This is a genomic window from Achromobacter insolitus, assembly GCF_002209555.1.
Taxonomy (GTDB): Bacteria; Pseudomonadota; Gammaproteobacteria; order Burkholderiales; family Burkholderiaceae_B; genus Achromobacter; species Achromobacter insolitus.
In genome coordinates this window covers 1,035,688-1,057,319 of the sequence record NZ_NJIF01000002.1, presented here as the reverse complement: position 1 = coordinate 1,057,319, position 21,632 = coordinate 1,035,688, and the positions used below count along the sequence as shown (strand labels likewise).

Sequence of the window (21,632 nt, the reverse complement as noted above, 5' to 3'; positions counted from 1 at the left end):
GCGCAGCCATAGAATTAGTGCAGATTTATTCATTTCTTCGCTGCCAGCTTCAAGAAGTCATCCACAGCAGCGATTGCCTGTTCGACCTCTTGCTTGGGTATGTTGGGGGCGCTCGGGTGCGAGTAGGGGTTCATGACCACGTTCTTCAGCATTTCCAGGCGCGCGAGCGCTGCATCCCAATCCGCTTTAGGTACGGTTGCGGAACCAGGCCAGTGCTTCAGCTTGTCCAGAAGGTCCTGCGCCTGATGTGCCTTGGGGTCGGTGCAGTAGCGCATCTCGATCTTCTTCAGTTCACAGGCCGCACGAACACCCAGCTCGAATGCTTGACGGGCATAGTTGGCGGCGGCCTCCACATACGGCGTCTGAACCAGTTCCTTGGCCTTGTCCAGCAGGGCGCGTGCCGGTCTGTTCTGTGTGGGGCGAACGATGGGGATGGGGGCTGTTGCAGCGCCATCGCCTTCATACACTTCCACGCACTTCCAGTTGGCATCGGGCAGGTGCGAACGCGCAAGGTCGAACCAGTTGCGGTCGTGGGTGAGCAGCACGATCTGCCAATCGGCGAACTTCGTGTTGAGCACATCCAGCATCGGCAGACGGTTGGAATGGTCGAGGCCAATTAGCACATCGTCCAGCACCAGCAGCTTCAAGGCCGTGGCGTTGGCCGTAGGCGTGCAAGCCAACCGACCGGCGAGGTAGATAGCCAGACCAAGCGCAGAGAGGCGTGCTTCGTTCAAAAAGTGCTGAGGTATAGAAAGCGCATGGTTACGATAGCTCACGCTCAATGTGAGTGAGCGACCAGCAATTTCACGATCACGCTTGTAGTAGGCTGCGGTATACGTCACGCCGCCGAACGCAAACGGAGCAACGGCGACATCCGTGCCGATCAAGTCGCCAAGCAAAGCGCCAACCAGCGGATGCAGCTCGACCAAGGCTTGATTGAAACCACTGTTGAAATCAGCGCAAGCCTGATTCACCTTGGTCAACGCGGTCTTGGTACGTTTGGCTGGCTTTGCTTGTTCCACTGCCCTCCACAACTCGCCAATGGTTTGCGTTGTTCCGCCAGCCACCGTCACTGGAAAGTCGGCCAGCAATTTTTCCAAGGCGATGTCGAATAGATTGATTGCGCCATCGCCCTGCTTGTAGTTGGTATCAAGCAAGGCGCGATAGTCCAGTGCAGCCCTGCGCAGAGCAGCCTGCGTCACACGTATGTCGTTACCCCCGGCAACTGTGGTGGGGTGTCGCTCACGGGCCGGCGTTGCGCCGCCGATGGCGTGGCTACCGAACGGAGCGGCTCCGATTGTGCCTGAACCTGCCTGCATGAACCACTTTGCACTTGGCGCACCATCGTTGAACTCAACCTCAACCGCGCAGCTCGTTTCCGGTTCTCCTGAAAATACATTCTTGTAGACACGGAGGTTTCTGCTTCGCTTGAGCGAGAAGAAGTCGGAAAGCGCATGAAAGACCGACGACTTGCCCGCCCCGTTCTCGCCATACACCAGCAGGTTCTTACCATCCAGATCGAAGTGCGCAGGCGCTGGACCGGGGAAGGCACGAAAGTCAGTGAGCGTCAGGCGCTTGATGCGCAAGGGCGCAGGCGCGGCTGCCCGTGTGACGGGTGGTGGCGCAATGTCGGTGGCCTCTGCACTCATTCCTTGCCCTCGATGATGCGTACCACTTCCAAGGCTTGCAGGTCGAAGAGCATGGCGTAGATGGGGTGGTCGTTGGCAAAGATGCGTCCGACCAGCTCCGTGGCGGCGGTGACAAGCGCCTTGTCCTTGAGGTTTGCCAGTTTGCCGACGTCGGCTTTCTCGCAGGCATCGAACAGGCGAATATTCGCGGCGTGCAGTTCATCCGGGAAAAACAGCTCGAAGACGAGGCCGTTGATGATTTGCTCGAAATGTGCAGCATGCGCGTTTGCAAGCACGGCCCTTACCAAACTCACGACCACTTGCCGTTGGTTAACAGAGGCTTCGGGGATGACTACCGCTTCCTGATTGTTGTTGTGGACTTGAATAAATCCGTTTTGCAGATCGGTGCAGGTGGCGGTCAGGAACCACCATGTCACCGAACTATTGAGAATCCCAACGAGATACTCATCAGCCCCGGCGACGATGGATAGGGCATTGTTCGCATAGTAGCCACTATCGTCATAGGCGTAGGTCGGCTTATCCATGAACCGGCCAAGAATGACTTTTGGCTTTTCGAACTCCTGCCAGTAAGCGATATTGTCCTGAATCTCATGCCACTCATAGCTTCCTGCTTTGCGTCCTTTCCATTTACCATCGCGCTTGTCGTCCCAGCCGTCCGGTTTTGGCATAAGTTGTTTCTTAAATCCGGAAAGATGCTTTTTGATGGCTGGGTATTTGTCGATGGGAAACGGTCGCCGCGTGAAAATGAGCCATAAATCTGCTGATTCCGCCTTCCATCGCTTCACATCCCGCCCACGCAGGAACGGCCTGATGACCTCCGCCGATTTCGGGTCTTCGGCAATCAGCCGCGCTCGCGTGGAACCATCTATGACAAAGGCTTCATTCAGCCCTGTCTTGATGCCGTAATAAAACCGCCCATTCACATACTTGCCCAAGGGCGTGCCCGCTCTGCGAATGCGCGCCAGCAGGTCGCGCTTGCCGGGTGGTTCCAGTTGCCAGCCTTCTTTCTTGAGTTCGGTCTGCGGAATTGAAAAAGCCTCCGCCTGAAACACCGCCGGAAACTGCTCGACGGGATGTGTCTGCGCCCAGTTGAGGGCGCGCACGGTGTTTTCCGCATTTCTCAACGACACAGCCTGCTCGCGCCGCATGGCGATGACGATGGTCGGGTAGGCAATAGCGGTGAACACCGCTTCGTCGCCGAAATCAATGATGCTCTTCAATCGCGTGTGCGTGGCCATGAACAACCGCAGGTTCTCTCCATACTTGGCGCGATACCACTTGTTGGAAGTGATGAAGGACAGCATTCCCTGCGGCTTGAGCAGCTTGACCGAACGCTCGTAGAAATAGACGAACAAGTCCGCCGTGCCGGTGTAGCACTCGTATTTGTATTCATCCTTCAACAGCGGCTTGAGTTCCTTGATTTCCTCTTGCCGCACATAGGGCGGGTTGGCAATCACGATGTCGAACACGGCTTCGGAGTTGTCCTGCGCGCGCGGCAGGCCGAACATCCATTCCACATCGAAGAAGTCGGCAAAGCGGTTCTGGTCAAACGGATCCCAGCGAGCCATGCGCTCGGCATCGTTGGCGGTGACGAAACCATCGCGCTTGAGCAGAGTTACCAGTTCCTCATGCAGCTTCTGCACCTTTTCCTTGCGACGCTTCTTGGTGGCACGGGTACGCGAGGTGAAGTAGGCGGCGTTGGCATCACGCAGTTCGGCCTCCTTTTCCGCAATGGCGGGGTCATCCAGCAGCGAGCCTTGCGCGCCGTGACGCGGCACGCCGAACAGGGTGTTGGCAGCGACGATCTTGGTTTCCAGATTGGGCAGCGGGGTGATATTCCAGTTGGGCTTGCTGCGGTCTATGGGCTGGCTGACGATGAGGGCGATGAAAAAGCGCAGTTTGGCAATCTGTACCGCTATGGGCTGGATGTCCGAGCCGAAGATGCACTTCTCGATCAGATAGAGCTTGCGGGTGTAGTCGGCATAGGCCGGGTCGGCAAAGTCCTTCTTGTGCTTTTCCAGCGCGGCTTCGGCATCTTCGATTTCGGCATCGCGCTGCACGGGGTCGGGCGTTTTCTTCGCCAAGGCGAGGCGCTGTTGCAGCGGAGCCAGGTTCTGGTCGCGCCAGCGGCGGTTGTCGGGATCGAGTTTTTTCAAGGCCACGAAGAGCTTGGCCAAGACGCCCATGGGGAAGGCGCCGGAGCCGCAAGCCGGATCGAGCACTTTCAGTTGTTCGATGGCGAGCACCAGCGCGTCGGCCTCTGCTTCGCTGAAAGCGTGCTCCGTGTCGGCGTGCGAGAGCAACTGGCGCAAATCCTGTTCGCGCTGTTCCCCGTTGGGTGTATGACGGGTGAAGTAGGCAATAAGCGCCTCGTCCACCATGTAGTCCACCACTTCTCGCGGTGTGTAGAAGCTGCCGGACTGTTTTCGGGCGGTGCTGCGGGTATCCGGGTTGTAGCTGGCCAGCAGGTTCTCGAATACCTTGCCCAGCAGTTCGGGGTCAAGCGCTACTTCCTCGTCCAGCGGCGTGTTCTCGTCCACGGTGAATTTGTAGCTGTCGAGCAGGTCTATCAGGCCCTTGACCGGATAACGCTTGCCCTTGGTCTCGAACTCGGTGTTCAGCGTCGCATCATCCGTGCCGCCGAAAAAGAGTTTGTTCGGTACCTTGGCCTGGGCATCGGGGCGGCGTGAGAAACCGTCGATGCGCAGTACCGACCCGTTGCCCTCCTGCACCACCAATTTTTTAAGTTCCGGGCGGCGGGCCAGATCCTCATCCGTAAGTTGCTCGTCCAGGCACTCGAATAGGCCGCCGTTGAGGAAGGGCACGTGGGCGAAGTAGTCTTGCAGTACTGTTTCCGGGTGCTTGAAGGCGTCCTGGTGACGATAAACCAGCGAGATGAGGTAATCGGCCTTCATACCGCTACCGGTTTTGGCCCAGCGGCGGTCATTGCCCATCTCCTGATTCAGGGTGGCAAAGAACAGGTTTTGCAGAATGGCGTGGTAGTAATTGCTTTCATCCGGCGCGGCATCCGGCGCCTGCTTCAGCAGGCCGCACAATGCTTCCCGCTCGAACAGAGTATTGGGAACCAAGCCGCGCTCTTTGATGAACCAGACGAAGATTAGGCGCGTAAGCAGGCGGATGACACCAATGGCATTGCGATCCGGCCCGCCGCCCTTCGGAAATTCCACCTCCTTGGTGGCCCACATGTACCACCAAGCCAACTGCTGATAGAAATCCTTGTTGAGCTTCTGCGTGGAGAGCGTGTCGATCCAGGCGTCATACAGTTCGCGGAAGTTGCCGGGGCGGCGCTTGTCGCCCAGATTCACCAAGGCGAGGCTTGCCAGGATGTCTGTGTGCGCACGGTGAGGTGCGGTAAGGCGCACATCCTTGATGACGGTGATGCGGCTGTCGATGACGTCGCGACTGGCATCGCGCAGGTTCTGCCGCCGGTCGATAACCGCGAGAGAAAACAGCTCTTCCTGGCGGAACAGGAAGATGGCCGGCATGGGGAATCGCTTGTTCAACTCGCGTGCGATGGTTGCCAGTTGGCTGCGCGACCAACCCTCGCCTTGCAGGTCGATGGCAAGAAAGACGAAGGACTCGATCTGGCCTTGTGTCAGCTTGCCATCCGCGCCTATAGGTGCTTGCCCCAGAGCCAGTGAAGGAATCTCGTCGTTGGTGAGCTGGAACAGGAAAGCACAGGACTTCCAGCGATTGGCATGCACCTTGGCACGGTTGATGCTGCCAAGTTCGGGACGAAACTGTTCGATGCTGCCCAGCAGCGCTTCTGCGGTGTTACCCAGTTCTGCCGTTTTATCGCTGCTGTAGCCCAAGGTATGGAGCAGAGCGATGGCACCTGTTGCCAATGACTGGGTGGAGAAGCTTTGCAGCGCATCCTGAATGGATTGGCGAAGGGCGGAGTTGTCAGCCATTGTTAACGTCCTTGATCACCAGCCAAGTAATGAGATCGAAATCGTTGGATTTCTTGATTTGCTTCGCCGCATCGGCAAGCTTGCCACCACGCCCTGAAAAGAGATTTCCTGCGTTCTTGCGGCCAAACTGAGCGGCAATAGCAGCAATTGCTTTGTCGAGAAGGCCGCTGTACCTGCTCATGTCCTGGCCGTGTGCGGTCTCTTCATCGAATAGCTTGCACAGCTTGGCGTGCGGCTCGGTCTGGCCCTGGCAGACGGTGCGGAAAATTTCCAGAATCTGCTTGGGTGCGGTGAAGTTGTAGCGCACCTCGCCATCGTCGCGGATATAGACGAGGAAGTACGGTTGCAACGGGTTGACTGCCTCGTTTCCGGCGGCGTCAATGCGCTGCTTCAGGCAATAGATGATGCCGGGCTTGATGGCGCTGAACTCCGCATGCGGAGGCACTACGGCGTAAAGGCCGAATGGAGCTTCTTCCAGCTTCTCTCGGTTGGCTTCGATGTAGGTGGCCAATTCCATACGGAAGTCATCCAGCGTGAATTCCCCCAGCGCGACGGATTCGTTGAAGTCTTCCAGATCCAGCACTTCGTCCTTGAGCCGCAGCAATTGCTTGTCGCGGTAGCGCATGTCCTGCTTGATGAGGTCTTCCAGGTCTTCGGCTTGCAGGATGTTGTCTTCCGCCGTGGCGGCGATATCGACCAGCGCCATGCGCGCCTCGACACGGTTCTTGAGATTGATGTACTTGTTCAAGTCCGGCGTGGGCCAGAAGTTGACGAGTTGGATGGCGTTGTTGGGGCTACCGATGCGGTCGATACGACCAAAGCGCTGGATGATGCGCACCGGGTTCCAGTGGATGTCGTAGTTGATGAGATAGTCGCAGTCTTGCAGGTTCTGGCCTTCGGAAATGCAGTCGGTGGCGATGAGGAGGTCTATTTCGCCATCCTGCGGCATGGACTTCATCTTGCCCCGTTGTTTGGCGCGTGGAGCGAAGTTGGTGAGGATGTGGGTGAAGTCAGCCTGGCCGAAGGTGCTGCGGTTGGGGCGTGCGCCGCCAGACACCAGGGCGATGTGAACGCCCAGCGTGTTGCGTGACCAGTCTTCCAGTTCTTCGTACAAATAGGCAGCGGTATCGGCGAAGGCGCAGAATACGATGACCTTGCGGTTTTCCTCACCCAGCGTGTTGGTGCTGGGGTGACGCACCTTGTGTTCGATCAGGCGCTTGAGTTCGGCGAGCTTGGCATCGCGTGATGCATCGACGGCTTGGGCCGCATCGGCCAGCAGCGAAAGCTGTTGCTTGTCGGTGGCCAGATCGGCCAGCCAGGCGGCCACGTCCATATGCTCCATGCGGTACTTGAGCTTGGTGCCCGCCTGGAAGGCCTGGGCCAGTTCTTCGTCTTCTTCGGCTGGTTCCGCGAAAAAGTCAGGCTGGATGTCTTCCGCCGTCTCGGCTTGATGCTGCAGGAACTGCTTGAGCCGTTCTTCCAGATCTTCGATCTTGCTGACGGTGCGCTCCATAGTGATGGCAAAGGCGCGCACGGAGCTTTCCAGGCGCTTGAGGAAGTTCACCTTCATCATGCCGATCAGGAACTTCTCGCGGTTCTCCTGGCTGAAGTTCTTGACGCGATGGTCTTCGTACTGCGCCTTGAACGCTTCCAGCACGTACTTGGACGGCTTGAAGATGGAAAGCTGGTAGTTGTCGATTTCGTCGTTCAGCTTGTCATAGGAAAGGAAGCGGCCCTTGAGATCGATCTCGGAGAATACGGATTCCGGCTTCCTGCGCTTCGGAAATTGCCCGATCTGTGCCATAGAGGCTTTGTAATACTTCTGGAGGTGCTTGCGCGAACGGGCGATGGTGAGTTCGTCCAGCAGGGTGAAGAACCCGGCGGAGAGCCTTTCCATCAGATCACGGGCATCCCGCTCGCCAGAGCGCCTGGCCCACTCCATGAAGGTCTTTTGGGCGACGGTGAGCGTGTCCTTGATGCTGTTGATGCCGAAGCTCTGCGAAAAGGCGGTATCCCGCCCTTCGGTGACGAAGTAGATTTGGTTTCGCAGGTCTTTGAGGTCGTTGTTGACCGGGGTTGCGGACAGCAGCAACACCTTGGTCTTGACCCCAGTCTTGATGATGTCATCCATCAGCCGCTCATAGCGGCTCTTCTTGATGAGGTTGCCTTCTTCGTCGCGCTTGCCCTTGGTGTTGTTGCGGAAGTTGTGCGATTCGTCGATGACGATCAGGTCGTAGTTGCCCCAGTTGAGCGTTGCCAGGTCGATGCCATCTACGCGGCCGCTGTCACGTGACAGGTCGGTGTGCGAGAGCACGGTGTAGGCAAAGCGATCCTTGAGGAAGGGGTTGAGTTCGCTGTTGTTCTGGGCGAGATAGACCGTCCAGTTGTCGCGCAGCTTCTTGGGGCATAGCACCAGCACGCGGTGATTGCGCAGCTCGTAGTACTTGATGACCGCCAATGCCGAGTAGGTTTTACCCAGGCCCACACTGTCGGCCAGGATGCAGCCGTTGTGCTGGTTGATCTTGTGGATGGCGCCTTTGACGCCGTCCTTCTGGAAGTCGAACAAGGCCTTCCAGATGTCGGTGTCGATGATGGCGGTTTGGTCGAACAATGCGGCGTCGGCCTCCTGCCCGGACAGGAAGCGTTCGAAGACGTGATAGAGCGTCTTGAAGTAGACGAACTCCGGCGCGTGATCGAAGTAAAGCTGTTCCAGGTAGCGCAGGACATCGGCCTTGACGTCGGCAACCAGTTTTTCATCGCCCCAGATTTCATCGAACCATTGTTTGAGGTCTGCCCTGTCGCGGTCGCCATCGACAATGAGGTTCAGTTCGATGTTGGGCGTGTCGGACAAGCCGAGGCCGCGCCGGGTGAAGTTTGAGCTGCCCAATAGCGCATGTTCACGTCGGCCATCGTCAATGTGATAGAGCTTGCCGTGCAGGAGGTTGGCCTGGCGGACTGAGCGGATATCGACCTTGTCGCGCAACCATGCAGCGCAGCGACGAGCAACTTCCTTCTGTTGCAGGCGGTTGGCCAACTCCATGCCTTCGTCTTCGATCTTGAAAGCTTTCTTGTCGGTCTTGTCCGGGTCGAGCGAAGCGATGAAGCGGGGTTCGCCGAACAGGAAGTTCAGATGATCGATCTGGTCAAGCTGACTGGACAGCGCATCGTAGGCGTAGATGGTGAAGTAGGCAGACACCACGGAAAGTTGGCTGCCCGCGGCCATTTTCTCGGCCAGGAAGTCGGCGACCTTGCCGCGAGTATGGTTGTCGCGGATGCCATGACTGATGATGTTTCGTTGAGTACTCATTTCTCACCCAATTGATTGGTGCGAAGCCACTTCGCCCCTCGCCCCTTGCCAGTCGATTCGATCAACCCCTCTGATTTCATCGCCCGCAGCACTAGTCGAACCATGTCCCGGCTCACGCCCGGGCAGGCTTCTTCAATCTCGGAAATCGAGAACGGCAGGGTGCGCCCCAGAACTTCCGTCCGCACCCGGTCGCCTTTGCTACCACGTCCCCGTTCGATGGTGCCGACACGCTCCTCAAACTCACGGTAGGCCCGTAGCAAGGCACCCCAGAAGTAGTCGAGCCAGGGTTTGACGTCGTGCTGCCCCTGGTGCCAGCCCTGCGAGCTGGCTTCCAGCGTCTCGTAATAACTTTCCTTGGTTTCCTCGAAGATGCGTTCCAAACTGATGTAGCGTCCCACTTCGTAATCGAAGTGGTAGAGCAGCAGCAAGGTCAGCAAGCGGGACATGCGGCCGTTGCCATCCGGGAAAGGGTGGATGCACAAGAAGTCGAGCATCGCCAGCGGCACCAGTACAAGGGGGTCGGCCAGGTGCTGATCCAGCGCGGTGGCGAAGCGCCCGGCCAGATCGGTCATAGCCATGGGCGTGAGGTGCGCAGCGACCGGCTGGAAGCGTAGACGTGACGTGCCGTCCGGGTGGCGTTCGATGATGTCGTTATTGGTAGCCTTCCAGCGCCCGCCCGCCTGCGGCATATAGCGGTACAGCAGGGTGTGGAGTTGCAGCACTACGCCCTCGCTGAAGGGCATGTGCGCGGCCGATTCGTGGATCAGCGCCAGGGCATCACGGTAGCCGGCGATCTCCTGTTCGGAGCGGCTCTTTGGAGTTGCGTTGCGGATGACCAGGGACTTCAACCGCGAGGGTGCGACGACAACGCCTTCCAGCCGGTTGGACGATTCGGTGGACTCCACCACCGCGATCTGGCGTAGCCCTTTGAGGGCTTCGGGCGACTGCGCTGCGTAGAGCTGCTGCTTGCCCTGGTACTCGCCCAGTGTGCGCAACGTGGCGGCTTGGGTACCATCAAAGCGAAGCGCGGCGAGGTACTCGGGTGTGAGCGAGTGCATGGAAATGTAAGCCCGGGCTATCTAAATGGGGTAATCATAGCCGTTAAATGGGGTATTGTCTCGAAAAATGCCTCATTACCTGTGTTTGACTACCCCATTTCCTGAACGTTGGACCGGTCGCGAGGGGCTGGCATGGCTGCCCGAGGATGAAATGGGCGATATGAATCCAAAAAATGGGGGAATTAATGAACAACTGCCCCATTTATTTCATTGCTTACCCCATTGCCTGCGCCCAGCCTTCGGCAAAGAGAAATGGCAAGGGAACGGCACTCAAGGGACAACGGCCCTATCCAGAAAAGGAAAAGGCCACTCCTGTCCATTCGTTCTGCAACACCTGGCCAACTCTTCCCTATGCCGCGCAACTGTCTTCCGCAGCACTCAGATAGTCCGCCCAGTCCTGCAACAGCGTCCTTCTCTGATCCAGCAGCAACGCCTTGTTGTACGTCGCCCGCACCTTGTTGCTCTCCACGTGGGCAAGCTGCCGTTCAATTGCATCAGGCCGGTATCCGTTCTCATTGGCCCAGGTAGAAAAGGTCGTCCGCCAGCAATGCGGCGTCGTACCCCGCCCCAGGTTCATGTCGCGCATGGCGTAGGTGAGCCGATTGGGCGTAGTAAAGCCCTTGCCGCTCCGGTGCGGGAACAGATAGCGTCCACCACCCGTGATGCACTGCAAATCCTTCAGCACGGCAATGGCCTGCACAGACAACGGGCTGACATGGTCGCGCCGCGCTTTCATCTTCGCCGCGGGCCGACGCCACAGTGCATCCTCAAAATCGAACTCGTCCCACTCAGCATCCGCCGCTTCCCCTGGACGGCAGGCGGTCAGCGCAATCAGCCGCAGGCACAACGAGGTTTCCGGATAGCCCCGGTAGCCGCGCAACTCCTGATAGAACCTCTGGATTTGCTCTCGCGTCAGCGCCGCCTTGCTCTCGCTGAACGGCACGCGCAGCAGCCCACGAAGACTGGGAATAGGATTGGCCTCGACCAGACCTCGCACCACCGCGAATTCGAAGATGGCCGAAAGATCGCCCTTGACATGGATGGCCGCCCACGCGCCATGAGCTTTGCATTCCTCCAGCAGCGGGCGAATCTGCTTGACGCCAATGTCGCTCATCGGCATCCCATCGAACTTGGGCGACAGGTACTTCCTGATGCGGGATTCTTTCGTGCGGTAGGAACTGAGCGCAAAGACTGGCTTGATCTCGGCCAGGTACGCTTTCGCTACCTTGGCGAACGAGCTTTCACGGGCGCGCTTGCGTTCTTCCAGCGCTTCGAGGTTGCGCTGCTTGGCCTGCTGCCGCTCATGGGCAGGATGGATGCCTTGCTTGACCAACGCGCGCGCCTTCTCTCGGGCCGCACGTGCCTCCGCAAGACTTACTTGAGGAAAGCCGCCAATGGCAAAGAGGTTCTCCTTGCCTTGCAAGCGGTACTTCCACCGCCAGAGCTTGCCGCCGGTGGGCTTGACCAGCAGGAACAAGCCCCCGCCGTCTGATAGTTTCCAGTCTCGATCAGTCGGTTTGGCCGACCTGACCTTGGCGTCAGTGAGTAGATTCTCGGGCATCGTTGGACTCCACTGCGGGGAGATGTACCCCCACGGTTGAACACGAGTACCCCCAACGCTACCCCCGAATTTTCTGGACCTCGATGAACAATAGGAACGCTCAGTAGACCGTATTGTTTACGCAACCCATTGATTTAAAACGGGTCAACCTATCCACCAAGCGCTGCTGAGCGCCACCGAGATCCAGCAAAAATCGTCAGACGTTGAACAAGAAGTTCATCACGTCGCCGTCCTGCACGATGTATTCCTTGCCTTCGGCGCGCATCTTGCCGGCTTCCTTGGCGCCTTGCTCACCCTTGTAGGTGATGTAATCGTCATAGGAAATGGTCTGCGCGCGGATGAAGCCGCGTTCGAAGTCGGTGTGGATGACGCCGGCGGCCTGGGGCGCGGTGGCGCCGATCGGCACGGTCCAGGCGCGCACTTCCTTCACGCCCGCGGTGAAGTAGGTCTGCAGGCCCAGCAGCTTGAAAGCGGCGCGGATCAGGCGGTTCAGGCCGGGTTCTTCCATGCCCATGTCCGACAGGAAAGCCTGGCGATCGGCGTCGTCGAGGTCGACGATTTCGGATTCGATGGCGGCGCAGATAGCGACCACGGGCGCGTTGCGCGCCGCGGCGAATTCGGTCAGGCGGTCGAGCAGCGGATTATTGGTGAAGCCGTCGTCGGCCACGTTGCCCACGTACATCGCGCGCTTGGCGGTGATGAAGCAGAGTTGCGCGATGTCGGCCTTTTCCTCGGGCGAGAGGTCCAGGGCGCGAATGGGCTTGGCTTCGTTCAGCTGGGCCACGCACTTTTCCAGCACGGCCACGATGCGCTGCGATTCCTTGTCGCCCGAGCGGGCCGTCTTCTGGTGGCGCTGCAAGGCCTTTTCGGCGGTCTGCAGGTCGGCCAGGGCCAGTTCCGTTTCGATGACTTCGATGTCGGCGATGGGGTCGACCTTGCCGGCCACATGGATCACGTTGGGATCTTCGAAGCAGCGCACCACGTTGACGATGGCGTCGGTTTCGCGGATGTGCGAGAGGAACTGGTTGCCCAGTCCTTCGCCCTTGCTCGCACCGGCGACGAGGCCCGCGATGTCGACGAATTCGACGGTGGCGGACAGGATGCGTTCGGGCTTGACGATTTCAGCCAGCTTCTGCAGGCGCGGATCCGGCACTTCGACCACACCGACGTTGGGTTCGATGGTGCAGAACGGATAGTTCTCGGCGGCGATGCCGGCGCGGGTCAGAGCGTTGAAGAGTGTCGATTTGCCAACGTTGGGCAGGCCGACGATGCCGCATTGCAGAGCCATGGGAATCCTGTGTAAGTACGGTATTGATCGTTAACGTTCTAGTTTACCCCGGCCGGGCGACGGGGCTGCGCCCGGCCCGCGGGGTTGCGGCCCCGCTAAGCGGCCGCGGCGGGCACCCAGCGCATGATGATCCAGATCATCAAAATGGGGCCGGCATTGAAAACGGAGTGCAGCAGAATGGCGGCGCCGATGCCGCGCCGCACGCGCATCCAGCCCAGCACCAGGCCTGTCAGCCACTGGGGCAGCACCAGCAGGGGCAATAGCCAGAACGGCGTCTTGGCATAGACGAAATTGGTCAGGTGCACGGCGGCGAAGGTCAGCGCGACCAAGTGAAACACCAGGCCGAAATGCTTCAGGTAGTAGCGCCGCCAGGTCGTGTCCCAGCCTTGCAGCGGCTCGGGCCGTTGCCGCGCGCCCCAGCAGGCCAGGATCACGAACGCGGCCAGCAGCAGACCGGTCCAGACTTTGGGGCCCCACAGCACGACAGGTACCATCGCCGGAATCAGCCATAGCGCCTGCTTCGGACGGCGCAGGCCGTAGCGGAACAGTGTCTCTTCAACCAGCGGCGCCCAGATCACCGCCGTCAACCAAGGAATATTGGCAGGATCCAGCCGGTGCGTGACGCCGCCCAGTCCGGCGGCGGCCACCGCCACCGGCCCCAGCGCAAACAGGTTCACAGCCCACAGCAGCGCGGCCCAGGCCAGCAGACGGCCGGGCCCCAAGCCCGGCCACCAGTCGGCCACCAAGCCGCTGGCGGACGCGCGGCCCGGTAAACGCGATGCCGGATGCGGATGGCGAATGAAACGCCAGAAATCCACGATCTCGCTGCGAAAGCGCAATTTCCCGCGGGGCGCGGCCTGCCGCAAGTCTGTCATCAGGCTTCGTTGCCGCTATGAAGTTGGCGCGTCGCCAAGGGGAAATCGCCGGCCAGCATTGCCGGCACCACGGCGCGACAACGGTCGATGACCGATTCGATCTGCTTCTGCTCTTCCCGGCGCGGCGGGTGTAGGACGAAGTCCGCCACCTGCTGCGCCAGTCCCAACGTACGCGGATGACCGATGCCGATGCGCAGGCGCCAGAAGTTCGGGCTGCCCAGGGCCGCCTGGATGTCCTTCAAGCCATTGTGGCCTGCGTGGCCGCCACCCTGCTTCAGTTTTACCTGCCCCGGCAACAGGTCCAACTCGTCGTGCAGCACCAGCACCTGCTCCGGCGTCAGTTTGTAGAAGCGCGCCAGCGCGCCCACCGCCTGTCCGGATCGGTTCATGTAGGTGTTGGGCTTTAACAGCAGCACGTTGTCCGCGCCCAGGCGGGACTTGGCCACCATCCCGAAAAAGGACTTCTCCAGCGCAAAAGAAGTGCGCAAGTCGTCCGCCAGGTGGTCGGCCAGCCAGAAGCCGGCGTTGTGCCGGGTGGTTTCGTAGTCGGGGCCGGGATTACCCAGTCCCACAATGAGACGTATAGGAGTAGACATGATGGGGGGTGTTTAAACCAAAAAACCCTGCGCATGCAAATGCACACGCAGGGTTTCGGGCACCAGCCGTGGAAAGCCCGAAGGCTTTCCGGCAGGACTTAGGCGGCCGGAGCTTCGGCAGCGCCTTCGTCGGCGGCAGCGCCGCCCTTGACCACGGCCGTCGCGGCCAGCAGCGGGTTGGCGTCGCCGCCATGGGGGACGTAGGTCACGCCCTTGGGCAGCTTGATGTCGGCCAGGTGCACCGAAGCGCCAGGCAGCAGGTCCTTCAGGTCCACTTCGATGAACTGGGGCAGCGCTGCCGGCAGGCAGGTGATTTCCAGTTCGGTCAGGACGTGGCTGATGATGGCGCCGCCCAGCTTCACGGCCGGCGAGACTTCAGCGTTGATGAAGTGGAACGGGACCTTGGTGTGCAGGGCCTGGTTGGCGTCCACGCGCTGGAAGTCCACGTGCAGGACTTGCGGCTTGTAGGCGTGCCATTGAACCGAACGCAGCAGGACTTGCTCTTCCTTGGCTGCGCCTTCCAGCGCCATTTGCAGGATCGACGCGTGGAATTCTTCCTTGCGCAGGGCGTGGTAGATCTCGTTGTGGTCGAGTTCGATGTTCAGGGGGGCAGCCGTACCGCCATAGACAATGGCGGGAACGCGGCCCGCGCGGCGCAGGCGGCGGCTCGCACTCGAACCCTGGACGCTACGCGCAGTGGCATTGAATTTCATGGAAAACTCCAAAAACAATAAATGGCGAAGAGACTCCGCCGGTTGGTGCACGGCACGCAAAATGCGCGCCGTGTTTGTTGCGCCTTGCCGCGACCAGCAAGGCGCAGAACTCAGTATCCGGACTGCTCGTCCGAGGGACGCTGCGTCTTAATCGACGAACAGCGAGCTGACCGATTCCGCGTTCGAGATACGCAGGATGGTCTCGCCCAACAGCGCGGCGCACGACAGCTGGCGAATCTTGCCGCTGGCCTGGCCTTGCTCGGAGAGCGGAATGGTGTCGGTGACGACCAGTTCGTCCAGTTCCGACGCTTCGATGCGGTCGATGGCGCCGCCCGACAGCACGGGGTGCGTGCAATAGGCGTAAACGGCGCCGGCGCCGCGGTCCTTCAGGGCCTGGGCCGCCTTGCACAGCGTGCCGGCGGTGTCGACCATGTCGTCCATGATGATGCAGGTGCGGCCGTCGACTTCACCAATGATGTTCATCACTTCCGACACGTTGGCGCGCGGACGGCGCTTGTCGATGATGGCCAGATCGGCTTCCAGTTGCTTGGCCAGCGCGCGGGCCCGCACCACGCCGCCGATGTCCGGGGACACGACGACCAGGTTCGAGAAATTGCGGCGCCAGATGTCGCCCAACAGGATCGGACCCGCGTAGATGTTGTCCACGGGGATATCGAAGAAGCCCTGGATCTGGTCGGCGTGCAGGTCCATCGTCAGGACGCGATCAACACCGGCCACTTGCAGCATGTTGGCCACGACCTTCGCCGAGATGGCCACGCGCGCCGAACGCGGGCGGCGGTCCTGGCGGGCATAGCCGAAGTACGGAATGGCGGCGGTGATGCGGCCAGCGGAAGCGCGGCGCAAGGCATCGACCATCACCATGATTTCCATCAGGTTGTCGTTGGTGGGAGCACAGGTGGGCTGGAGGACGAAGACGTCCTTGCCGCGCACATTCTCGTTGATCTCGACCATCACTTCGCCGTCCGAGAAGCGACCGACGGTCATCTTGCCCAGGGACATATCGAGGTGGTTGACTACGTCCACGGCCAGCCGAGTGTTGGCTGTGCCCGTGAAAATCATGAAGCTATCGTTTGCCATGATGGATGATGCGATGGTCGTTTCAAGACACTAACGAGGTGATGCGAGATGATGCACCAGCGGACCCGGAAAATAAAAAAGCTGCTGAACCCGGGCCAGTGTCTTACAGGCGTGTTCAACAGCTTTTTTATGTATTCGGTTGGCTGGGGAGGAAGGATTCGAACCTTCGCATGCCGGAATCAAAATCCGGTGCCTTAACCAGCTTGGCGACTCCCCAACTATCTTGCAATCCAATTCCGCAACGGATGTTCAGCTAATCCGGCACATGCCTGCACTAACCGAAACCGTGGATGCGTTTGGCTGAATGTTTTATCAGCGCCGCGCATTATAGCGGATATTTCTGCTTCTGCCAAAACGGCTTCGGAAAGTTCGGAAAATTCGGCGAATAAACACGCACCCGATCCCGACATGCGAACTGGGGTTCCACGAAGGATTCCCTGTTCAGCAAGCCACCGCGATGCCCCAAGCACTTCAGGGTAAAGGCGGAAGACCACCGGCTCCAAATCATTTCTGCCGAAGCAGAAAGTAGGCGAAGCAAGAAAGTCCGCTATTGTGATGTAAGAAGAATCTCTTGTCAAATCGGGCGCGGAAAATATTTTTGGCGTGGGCACGCTGGCGTCCGGCTGCGCCACCAGATAAGCGCGTTCCGGCAGCGTCACCGCGCTCAGGTCCTCGCCCACGCCCTGCGCAAACGCCGACTGCCCGAAGACGAACACCGGCACATCGGCGCCCAGCGGCAATGCAAGCGCCATCAGCTCGCGCCGCGACAGTCCTGTCCCCCACAGCTTGTTGAGCGCGATCAGCACCGAGGCTGCGTCGCTGGAGCCGCCTCCCAGGCCGCCCCCCTGAGGAATGCGTTTTTCCAGCCCGATCTGCACGCCCTGCCTCACGCCCGTGGCCCGCTGCAGCGCATGCGCGGCCCGCAAGGTCAGGTCCTGGTCCTCCGGCACGCCCGCCAGCTCCGTCGCACGGCTGATGACGCCGTCTGAGCGCAGGTCGAAATGCAGCGTGTCGCAGAGATCGATGAAGCGGAAGACAGTCTGCAGCAGGTGGTAGCCGTCGGCGCGCCGCCCCACGACATGCAGGAACAGGTTCAGCTTGGCGGGAGCAGGTACGTCGTACAGAGTCACGGCGGGGCCCGTCGTTCAGGGCTGATTGACGACCAGCCGCAGCATGATGCGACGGCCCGGCTCCAGACGCTCGAGCACGAGCAATTGAGGGCCCAACGTGTCATAGCGCGAAAGCCGAGCACGCCAGCCGCCCTGCTCGAATGACGCCGGGCGGCCCAGCTCATCGCGGGACACCTCGGTCGCCTCGGGCGTGGCAGCCAGCTTGCCGCGCAACCAATCGCGCAGGCCGGACACCGGCATGCTGCTGCCCAGCGCTTCCGCGGCCAGGGCGTCGGGATTGTCCGCGACCAGGCGCGTGCCGTCGGCCTTGGTCAGGCTGGCCGCGCCGGGACGCCCTTCAACGCGCGCCTCGGTCGAGCCCAGCGGATTCGTCAGGTCCAGCACATAGTGGCGGCCATCGTCCGACCACGAGAAGCCGCCCTGCACAGCGTTCTGCTTGCCGCTTTCCTCGTTGACGGTGATGGCGAAGCGGCCGATGCGCGAAAACGCGTCCGCGCTGGCGCCTTCAATGGGTTTGGGCGTGGTGCAGGCAGCCAGCGTAGCCGCCAGCGCCGCCATCAGAAACCAGCGCAGCGCAACTGCGACGCCCTGCATGCGTTGAACAACTGCCGTCACAGGTTGATCCCCAGGCGCTTGGCCACGTCTTGGACGGTCTTGTTCTTGGGGTCTTTCGTCAGAGCGGCGCGCAACAGCTCGATGGCCTGGTCGCGCTTGCCCTGGGTCCAGAGGACTTCGGCAAGGTGGGCCGCGATATCGGCTTCCGGACGCACGCTGTAGGCACGCCGCAGATAATCGGCGGCCGCAGCGGAATCGCCCATGCGGTATTTGACCCAGCCCATGCTGTCCAGGATGAACGGATCGTTGGGAGCCAGTTCGAGCGCCTGCGTGATCAGGTCCAGGGCCTCGGGCAGGCGCTGGTTATGGTCGGCCAGCGTGTAGCCCAGCGCGTTATAGGCATGCGCATGATCCGGATCCAGCGCGATGACCTGGCGCAGCATGCGCTCCAGGTCCGCCAGGCGGTTCTGGCGTTCATACAGCATGGCCAGCTCGTATTTGATCTCGACCGTATCGGGCAGCGCCTGATCGGCGGCCTCCAGCACGGACACTGCCTGCGCCACGCGATCCGCGTCGCGCAGGATCTGCGCCTTGGTCAAGACGCCCAGCGTGCGTTCTTCTTCGTCCTGGGGACCTGCGGCGTCGATCAAGGCCAGCGCGTCGTCCACGCGGCCGCTCTTGGCGCGCAAGGCGGCCTGACGCATACGCACCGAGTAACGCAGCGTCGGATCGTCGATGCGGCCCAATTCGGCGATGGCGTCGTCGTAATGGCCCTGGTCTTCCGCGATGCGGGCCAGCAGCACGTGGGCGTCGGCCGCAGCCGCGCCGGCGTCAGTGGCGCCCGGCACGGTGGCGCGCTGCCGCTGCTGCTGCACGTCCAGGTATTGCTGCAACAACGTCTTGGCCTGCGGCAGCTGCCCGGCCTTATAGGCCAATTGCGCCTGCATGAACAGCAGGTCGAAATCTTCCGGCGAACGGCGCGACATCGCTTGCAGTTCAGCCAGCGCGCCGTTGTAGTCGCCGCTGTCGGCCAATTGGCCGGCCAGCATCAGGCGCACCTTGCGGGCGTTGGGATTGCGGGCGATGTAGGCGCGCGCCTCGGTCTGCGCGCGCTGCGGATCTACCTTGTAGCCATATTCGAGTACGCGCAGGGCAGCGGCTTCCGACTTGGGCTCCGCCGCCAGGGCGGCGCGCGACTCCTGCGCGGCGCGGGGGTAGTCGCCTGCGGCGGACGCCACGTCCGCCAACGCCAGGTGTGCGGCAGGCAATTTGCGCACGCTGTCGCTGAAGGATTCGTCGAGGATGCGCAGGGCCAGACGCCGGTCATTCAGCCGGCTCAGCACAGCCAAAGCCTGGCCGATGGCCGCCGGCTTGTCGCGCGAGGAATCGATACGGTTGCGCAGGGCCTGGGACAGCCCCTTGGTCTGACCGTTGGCCGCGGCCAGCGCGAGCTCGGTGGAACTGGCCTCGACGTCGTTGGGAGACAGGCGCGCCCAGACCCGCGCGGCGTCCAAGGCGCCGGGGAGATTGCCGCCGGCCAACTGGAACTCCAGGGCGCGACGGGCCAGGCGTGGATCACCGGTATCCCGCGCCAGGCCCAGCATGGTGGTCGCCGCCGAGCCGTACATGCCGCGCTGCGCGGCGATCTCCGACGCAAGCACGCGATAAAAGATATCGGCGGTCAGCGAGACATAGGGCAACTGCCCGGGGCGCAGCCGTATGACTTCGGTTTCAGGTTGGCGGCTCTGGGGCGCCATCCTGGGCCCGGTCGCATCGCGCGTCCGGCTGTCGGCGGCCTGGGCCGGCGGGGTCAGTATTGCTGCCAGCGCAAGCGCTAGCGCGGCGATCCCGATGTTTATAGGTTTGAAAGACGACTTCACGCGGCCCGTCCGGTTGATGGCACAATCTTCGTACACGCAATTAATGATCTTACACTGGCTCATGCCGGAACTGCCTGAAGTCGAAACCACGCGTCGGGGAATCGACGCCGTCATCACCGGCCGGACACTGACGCGGCTGGTCGTCCATGAATCCCGCATGCGCTGGCCGATCCCGCCGGATCTGCCGGCCACGATCGCCGGCCGCGCCGTGCTGGAGTGCGCCCGCCGGGGCAAGTATCTGCTGCTGCGGTTCGAACACGGCACCCAGATAGTGCATCTGGGCATGTCGGGGTCGCTGCGCAGCGTCGCGCCCGGTGAATTCCTGCGCAAACATGATCACGTCGAATGGATATTCGACGAGGCCGTGCTGCGCCTGCATGACCCGCGGCGTTTCGGTGCGGTGCTTTGGCATCCCGCTGGCGACGGCCCCATAGACGCCCATCCCTTGCTGGCCAAGCTGGGCATCGAGCCCTTCGACCCGCGCTTTGACGGCGCATGGCTGCATCGCCACTTCAAGAATCATGGCGCTGCCGTCAAGCAGGTGCTGCTGGCTGGCATGGCGGTGGTGGGCGTGGGCAATATCTATGCGTCGGAAAGCCTGTTCCGCGCCCGCATCAATCCCAAGACGCCAGCCAACAAGCTATCGCCCGCTCGCTGCGAGCGCCTGGCCGACATGGTGCGCGCCACCCTGGCCGACGCCCTGACCTCGGGCGGCAGCACGCTGCGCGACTATGTAGGCGCCACCGGCGAGCCGGGCGCCTACTTCGAGATCCACGCCGCCGTCTACGAACGCGAAGGCCTGCCGTGCCGGGTCTGCGCCACCCCGATACGCCGCATCGTCCAGGGACAGCGCGCCACCTATTACTGTCCGAAATGCCAAAGAAACTGACCGTAACGCCCCCGGAAATCCGCGGGAAATCCCTGTAAAAACAAGGGCATTTGTTTATAGCAAACGTATTGCACAAACACTAACGTCGGGCTATATTCCTTCCACACACCCTATTCCTATAAAAGTGGAAGGAGCCTCCATGAGCAAGCAATTCGCCTCGCACGCCGATCTGGACGACAAGGTCGTCTCGTTTGAAAAACTGTCCGACAACGCCTATGCCTACACGGCCGAAGGCGACCCCAACACGGGCGTGATCATCGGCGACGAGGCCGTCATGGTGGTCGACACCCAGGCCACCCCGGTCATGGCGCAAGACGTGATCCGCCGCATCCGCGAAGTCACGGACAAGCCGATCAAGTACATCCTGCTGTCGCACTATCACGCCGTGCGCGTGTTCGGCGCGTCCGCCTACAACGCCCAGGAAATCCTGGCCAGCCGCGATACCTATGACCTGATCGCCGAGCGCGGCGAACAGGACAAGGCCAGCGAAATCGGCCGCTTCCCCCGCCTGTTCCGCAACGCCGAATCGATCCCGCCGGGCCTGGTCTGGCCGACGATGACGTTCAAGGGCGAAATGACGGTCAACCTGGGCAACCTGGAAGTCAAGCTGCTGCAAGTCGGCCGCGGCCACACCAAGGGCGACACCATTGCCTGGCTGCCCGAGCAGAAAATCCTGTTCGCCGGCGACCTGGTCGAATACCAGTCCACCCCCTATTGCGGCGACGCCTATTTCCGCGATTGGCCCACCACGCTGGACGCGCTGTCCGGCTTTGAAGCCGAAAAGATGGTCCCCGGTCGTGGCCCGGCGCTGAAAAACGCCACCGAAGTCCGCCAGGGCCTGGCTGGCACGCGCGCCTTCCTGACGGACCTGTACGGCGCAGTGAACCGCGGCGTGGCCGAAGGCAAGGACCTGAAGACCATCTACCGCGAGGTCTACGACTTCATGAAGCCGCGTTACAGCGACTGGGTGATCTTCGATCACTGCATGCCGTTCGACGTGTCGCGCGCCTATGACGAGGCCACCGGCCATACCCACCCGCGCATCTGGACCGATAAGCGCGACCTGGAAATGTGGGCGCAGCTGGAAGGCTGATTCCAAAT

Annotated in this window: 15 protein-coding genes and 1 tRNA gene; 2 read left to right on the top strand and 14 right to left on the bottom strand. The window is 61.0% G+C overall.

From position 1 onward, the window contains the following. Positions 1-29: 29 nt before the first annotated feature. The 14 genes from CEY08_RS10200 to CEY08_RS10135 all read right to left on the bottom strand — a co-directional run bounded on the left by CEY08_RS10200 (position 30) and on the right by CEY08_RS10135 (position 19,705). The gene (locus CEY08_RS10200; RefSeq protein WP_126389551.1) at positions 30-1,649 is read right to left on the bottom strand and encodes an AAA family ATPase; all 1,620 of its coding nucleotides are present in this window, start codon (positions 1,647-1,649) and stop codon (positions 30-32) included. Next, positions 1,646-5,581, bottom strand: a complete 3,936-nt coding sequence (locus tag CEY08_RS10195; protein WP_076815496.1) for an Eco57I restriction-modification methylase domain-containing protein — start codon at positions 5,579-5,581, stop codon at positions 1,646-1,648. Before CEY08_RS10195 ends, CEY08_RS10200 begins: the two co-directional genes overlap by 4 nt. After that, positions 5,574-8,888, bottom strand: coding sequence for a helicase-related protein (locus tag CEY08_RS10190; RefSeq protein WP_088607643.1), 3,315 nt, complete (start codon positions 8,886-8,888; stop codon positions 5,574-5,576). The genes CEY08_RS10195 and CEY08_RS10190 overlap by 8 nt, the downstream gene beginning before the upstream one ends. Next, positions 8,885-9,946: a Fic family protein gene (locus tag CEY08_RS10185; protein WP_076815498.1), complete on the bottom strand. Its 1,062-nt coding sequence runs from the start codon at positions 9,944-9,946 to the stop codon at positions 8,885-8,887. Before CEY08_RS10185 ends, CEY08_RS10190 begins: the two co-directional genes overlap by 4 nt. 349 nt (positions 9,947-10,295) lie before the next feature. After that, entirely contained in the window at positions 10,296-11,507 is a 1,212-nt protein-coding gene (locus CEY08_RS10180) for a tyrosine-type recombinase/integrase (protein WP_076815500.1), read from the bottom strand. A gap of 196 nt (positions 11,508-11,703) precedes the next feature. Further along, complete coding sequence (gene ychF / locus CEY08_RS10175) at positions 11,704-12,795, bottom strand: redox-regulated ATPase YchF (protein WP_042795135.1); 1,092 nt, start codon at positions 12,793-12,795, stop codon at positions 11,704-11,706. A 95-nt stretch (positions 12,796-12,890) separates the two neighbouring features. After that, positions 12,891-13,670, bottom strand: coding sequence for a CPBP family glutamic-type intramembrane protease (locus tag CEY08_RS10170; RefSeq protein ID WP_042795136.1), 780 nt, complete (start codon positions 13,668-13,670; stop codon positions 12,891-12,893). Next, on the bottom strand, positions 13,670-14,266 hold the full coding sequence (pth, locus tag CEY08_RS10165) for an aminoacyl-tRNA hydrolase (RefSeq protein WP_063959956.1): 597 nt from the start codon (positions 14,264-14,266) through the stop codon (positions 13,670-13,672). The genes CEY08_RS10170 and pth overlap by 1 nt, the downstream gene beginning before the upstream one ends. A 98-nt stretch (positions 14,267-14,364) precedes the next feature. Continuing rightward, on the bottom strand, positions 14,365-14,979 hold the full coding sequence (locus CEY08_RS10160; protein WP_042797362.1) for a 50S ribosomal protein L25/general stress protein Ctc: 615 nt from the start codon (positions 14,977-14,979) through the stop codon (positions 14,365-14,367). A 147-nt stretch (positions 14,980-15,126) separates the two neighbouring features. Next, positions 15,127-16,077: a ribose-phosphate pyrophosphokinase gene (locus CEY08_RS10155; protein ID WP_006227587.1), complete on the bottom strand. Its 951-nt coding sequence runs from the start codon at positions 16,075-16,077 to the stop codon at positions 15,127-15,129. A gap of 140 nt (positions 16,078-16,217) precedes the next feature. Further along, positions 16,218-16,294 (bottom strand) — tRNA-Gln (locus CEY08_RS10150). A 1-nt stretch (position 16,295) separates the two neighbouring features. Next, the gene (gene ispE / locus CEY08_RS10145) at positions 16,296-17,207 is read right to left on the bottom strand and encodes a 4-(cytidine 5'-diphospho)-2-C-methyl-D-erythritol kinase (protein WP_042795138.1); all 912 of its coding nucleotides are present in this window, start codon (positions 17,205-17,207) and stop codon (positions 16,296-16,298) included. Between the two features lie 15 nt (positions 17,208-17,222). Then, positions 17,223-17,801, bottom strand: a complete 579-nt coding sequence (gene lolB / locus CEY08_RS10140) for a lipoprotein insertase outer membrane protein LolB (RefSeq protein WP_042795139.1) — start codon at positions 17,799-17,801, stop codon at positions 17,223-17,225. Between the two features lie 17 nt (positions 17,802-17,818). Further along, a complete protein-coding gene (locus CEY08_RS10135) occupies positions 17,819-19,705 on the bottom strand; it encodes a tetratricopeptide repeat protein (RefSeq protein ID WP_042795140.1) in 1,887 nt (628 codons plus the stop codon). On the opposite strand from CEY08_RS10135, the gene mutM reads away from it, so the two are divergent. Together mutM and CEY08_RS10125 are read left to right on the top strand one after the other, a co-directional pair. Beyond that, positions 19,704-20,531: a bifunctional DNA-formamidopyrimidine glycosylase/DNA-(apurinic or apyrimidinic site) lyase gene (gene mutM, locus CEY08_RS10130; RefSeq protein ID WP_042795142.1), complete on the top strand. Its 828-nt coding sequence runs from the start codon at positions 19,704-19,706 to the stop codon at positions 20,529-20,531. The two genes, CEY08_RS10135 and mutM, sit on opposite strands and share 2 nt — an antisense overlap. Positions 20,532-20,670: 139 nt before the next feature. After that, positions 20,671-21,624: an MBL fold metallo-hydrolase gene (locus CEY08_RS10125; protein WP_042795143.1), complete on the top strand. Its 954-nt coding sequence runs from the start codon at positions 20,671-20,673 to the stop codon at positions 21,622-21,624. The last annotated feature ends 8 nt before the right edge of the window (positions 21,625-21,632 follow it).

What these genes read in the sequence shown, in the direction of transcription:
- CEY08_RS10200 (WP_126389551.1), bottom strand. Translation starts at nt 1,649, where the DNA reads ATGAGTGCAGAGGCCACCGACATTGCGCCACCACCCGTCACACGGGCA.
- CEY08_RS10195 (WP_076815496.1), bottom strand. Translation starts at nt 5,581, where the DNA reads ATGGCTGACAACTCCGCCCTTCGCCAATCCATTCAGGATGCGCTGCAA.
- CEY08_RS10190 (WP_088607643.1), bottom strand. Translation starts at nt 8,888, where the DNA reads ATGAGTACTCAACGAAACATCATCAGTCATGGCATCCGCGACAACCAT.
- CEY08_RS10185 (WP_076815498.1), bottom strand. Translation starts at nt 9,946, where the DNA reads ATGCACTCGCTCACACCCGAGTACCTCGCCGCGCTTCGCTTTGATGGT.
- CEY08_RS10180 (WP_076815500.1), bottom strand. Translation starts at nt 11,507, where the DNA reads ATGCCCGAGAATCTACTCACTGACGCCAAGGTCAGGTCGGCCAAACCG.
- ychF (WP_042795135.1), bottom strand. Translation starts at nt 12,795, where the DNA reads ATGGCTCTGCAATGCGGCATCGTCGGCCTGCCCAACGTTGGCAAATCG.
- CEY08_RS10170 (WP_042795136.1), bottom strand. Translation starts at nt 13,670, where the DNA reads ATGACAGACTTGCGGCAGGCCGCGCCCCGCGGGAAATTGCGCTTTCGC.
- pth (WP_063959956.1), bottom strand. Translation starts at nt 14,266, where the DNA reads ATGTCTACTCCTATACGTCTCATTGTGGGACTGGGTAATCCCGGCCCC.
- CEY08_RS10160 (WP_042797362.1), bottom strand. Translation starts at nt 14,979, where the DNA reads ATGAAATTCAATGCCACTGCGCGTAGCGTCCAGGGTTCGAGTGCGAGC.
- CEY08_RS10155 (WP_006227587.1), bottom strand. Translation starts at nt 16,077, where the DNA reads ATGGCAAACGATAGCTTCATGATTTTCACGGGCACAGCCAACACTCGG.
- lolB (WP_042795139.1), bottom strand. Translation starts at nt 17,801, where the DNA reads ATGCAGGGCGTCGCAGTTGCGCTGCGCTGGTTTCTGATGGCGGCGCTG.
- mutM (WP_042795142.1), top strand. Translation starts at nt 19,704, where the DNA reads ATGCCGGAACTGCCTGAAGTCGAAACCACGCGTCGGGGAATCGACGCC.
- CEY08_RS10135 (WP_042795140.1), bottom strand. Translation starts at nt 19,705, where the DNA reads ATGAGCCAGTGTAAGATCATTAATTGCGTGTACGAAGATTGTGCCATC.
- CEY08_RS10125 (WP_042795143.1), top strand. Translation starts at nt 20,671, where the DNA reads ATGAGCAAGCAATTCGCCTCGCACGCCGATCTGGACGACAAGGTCGTC.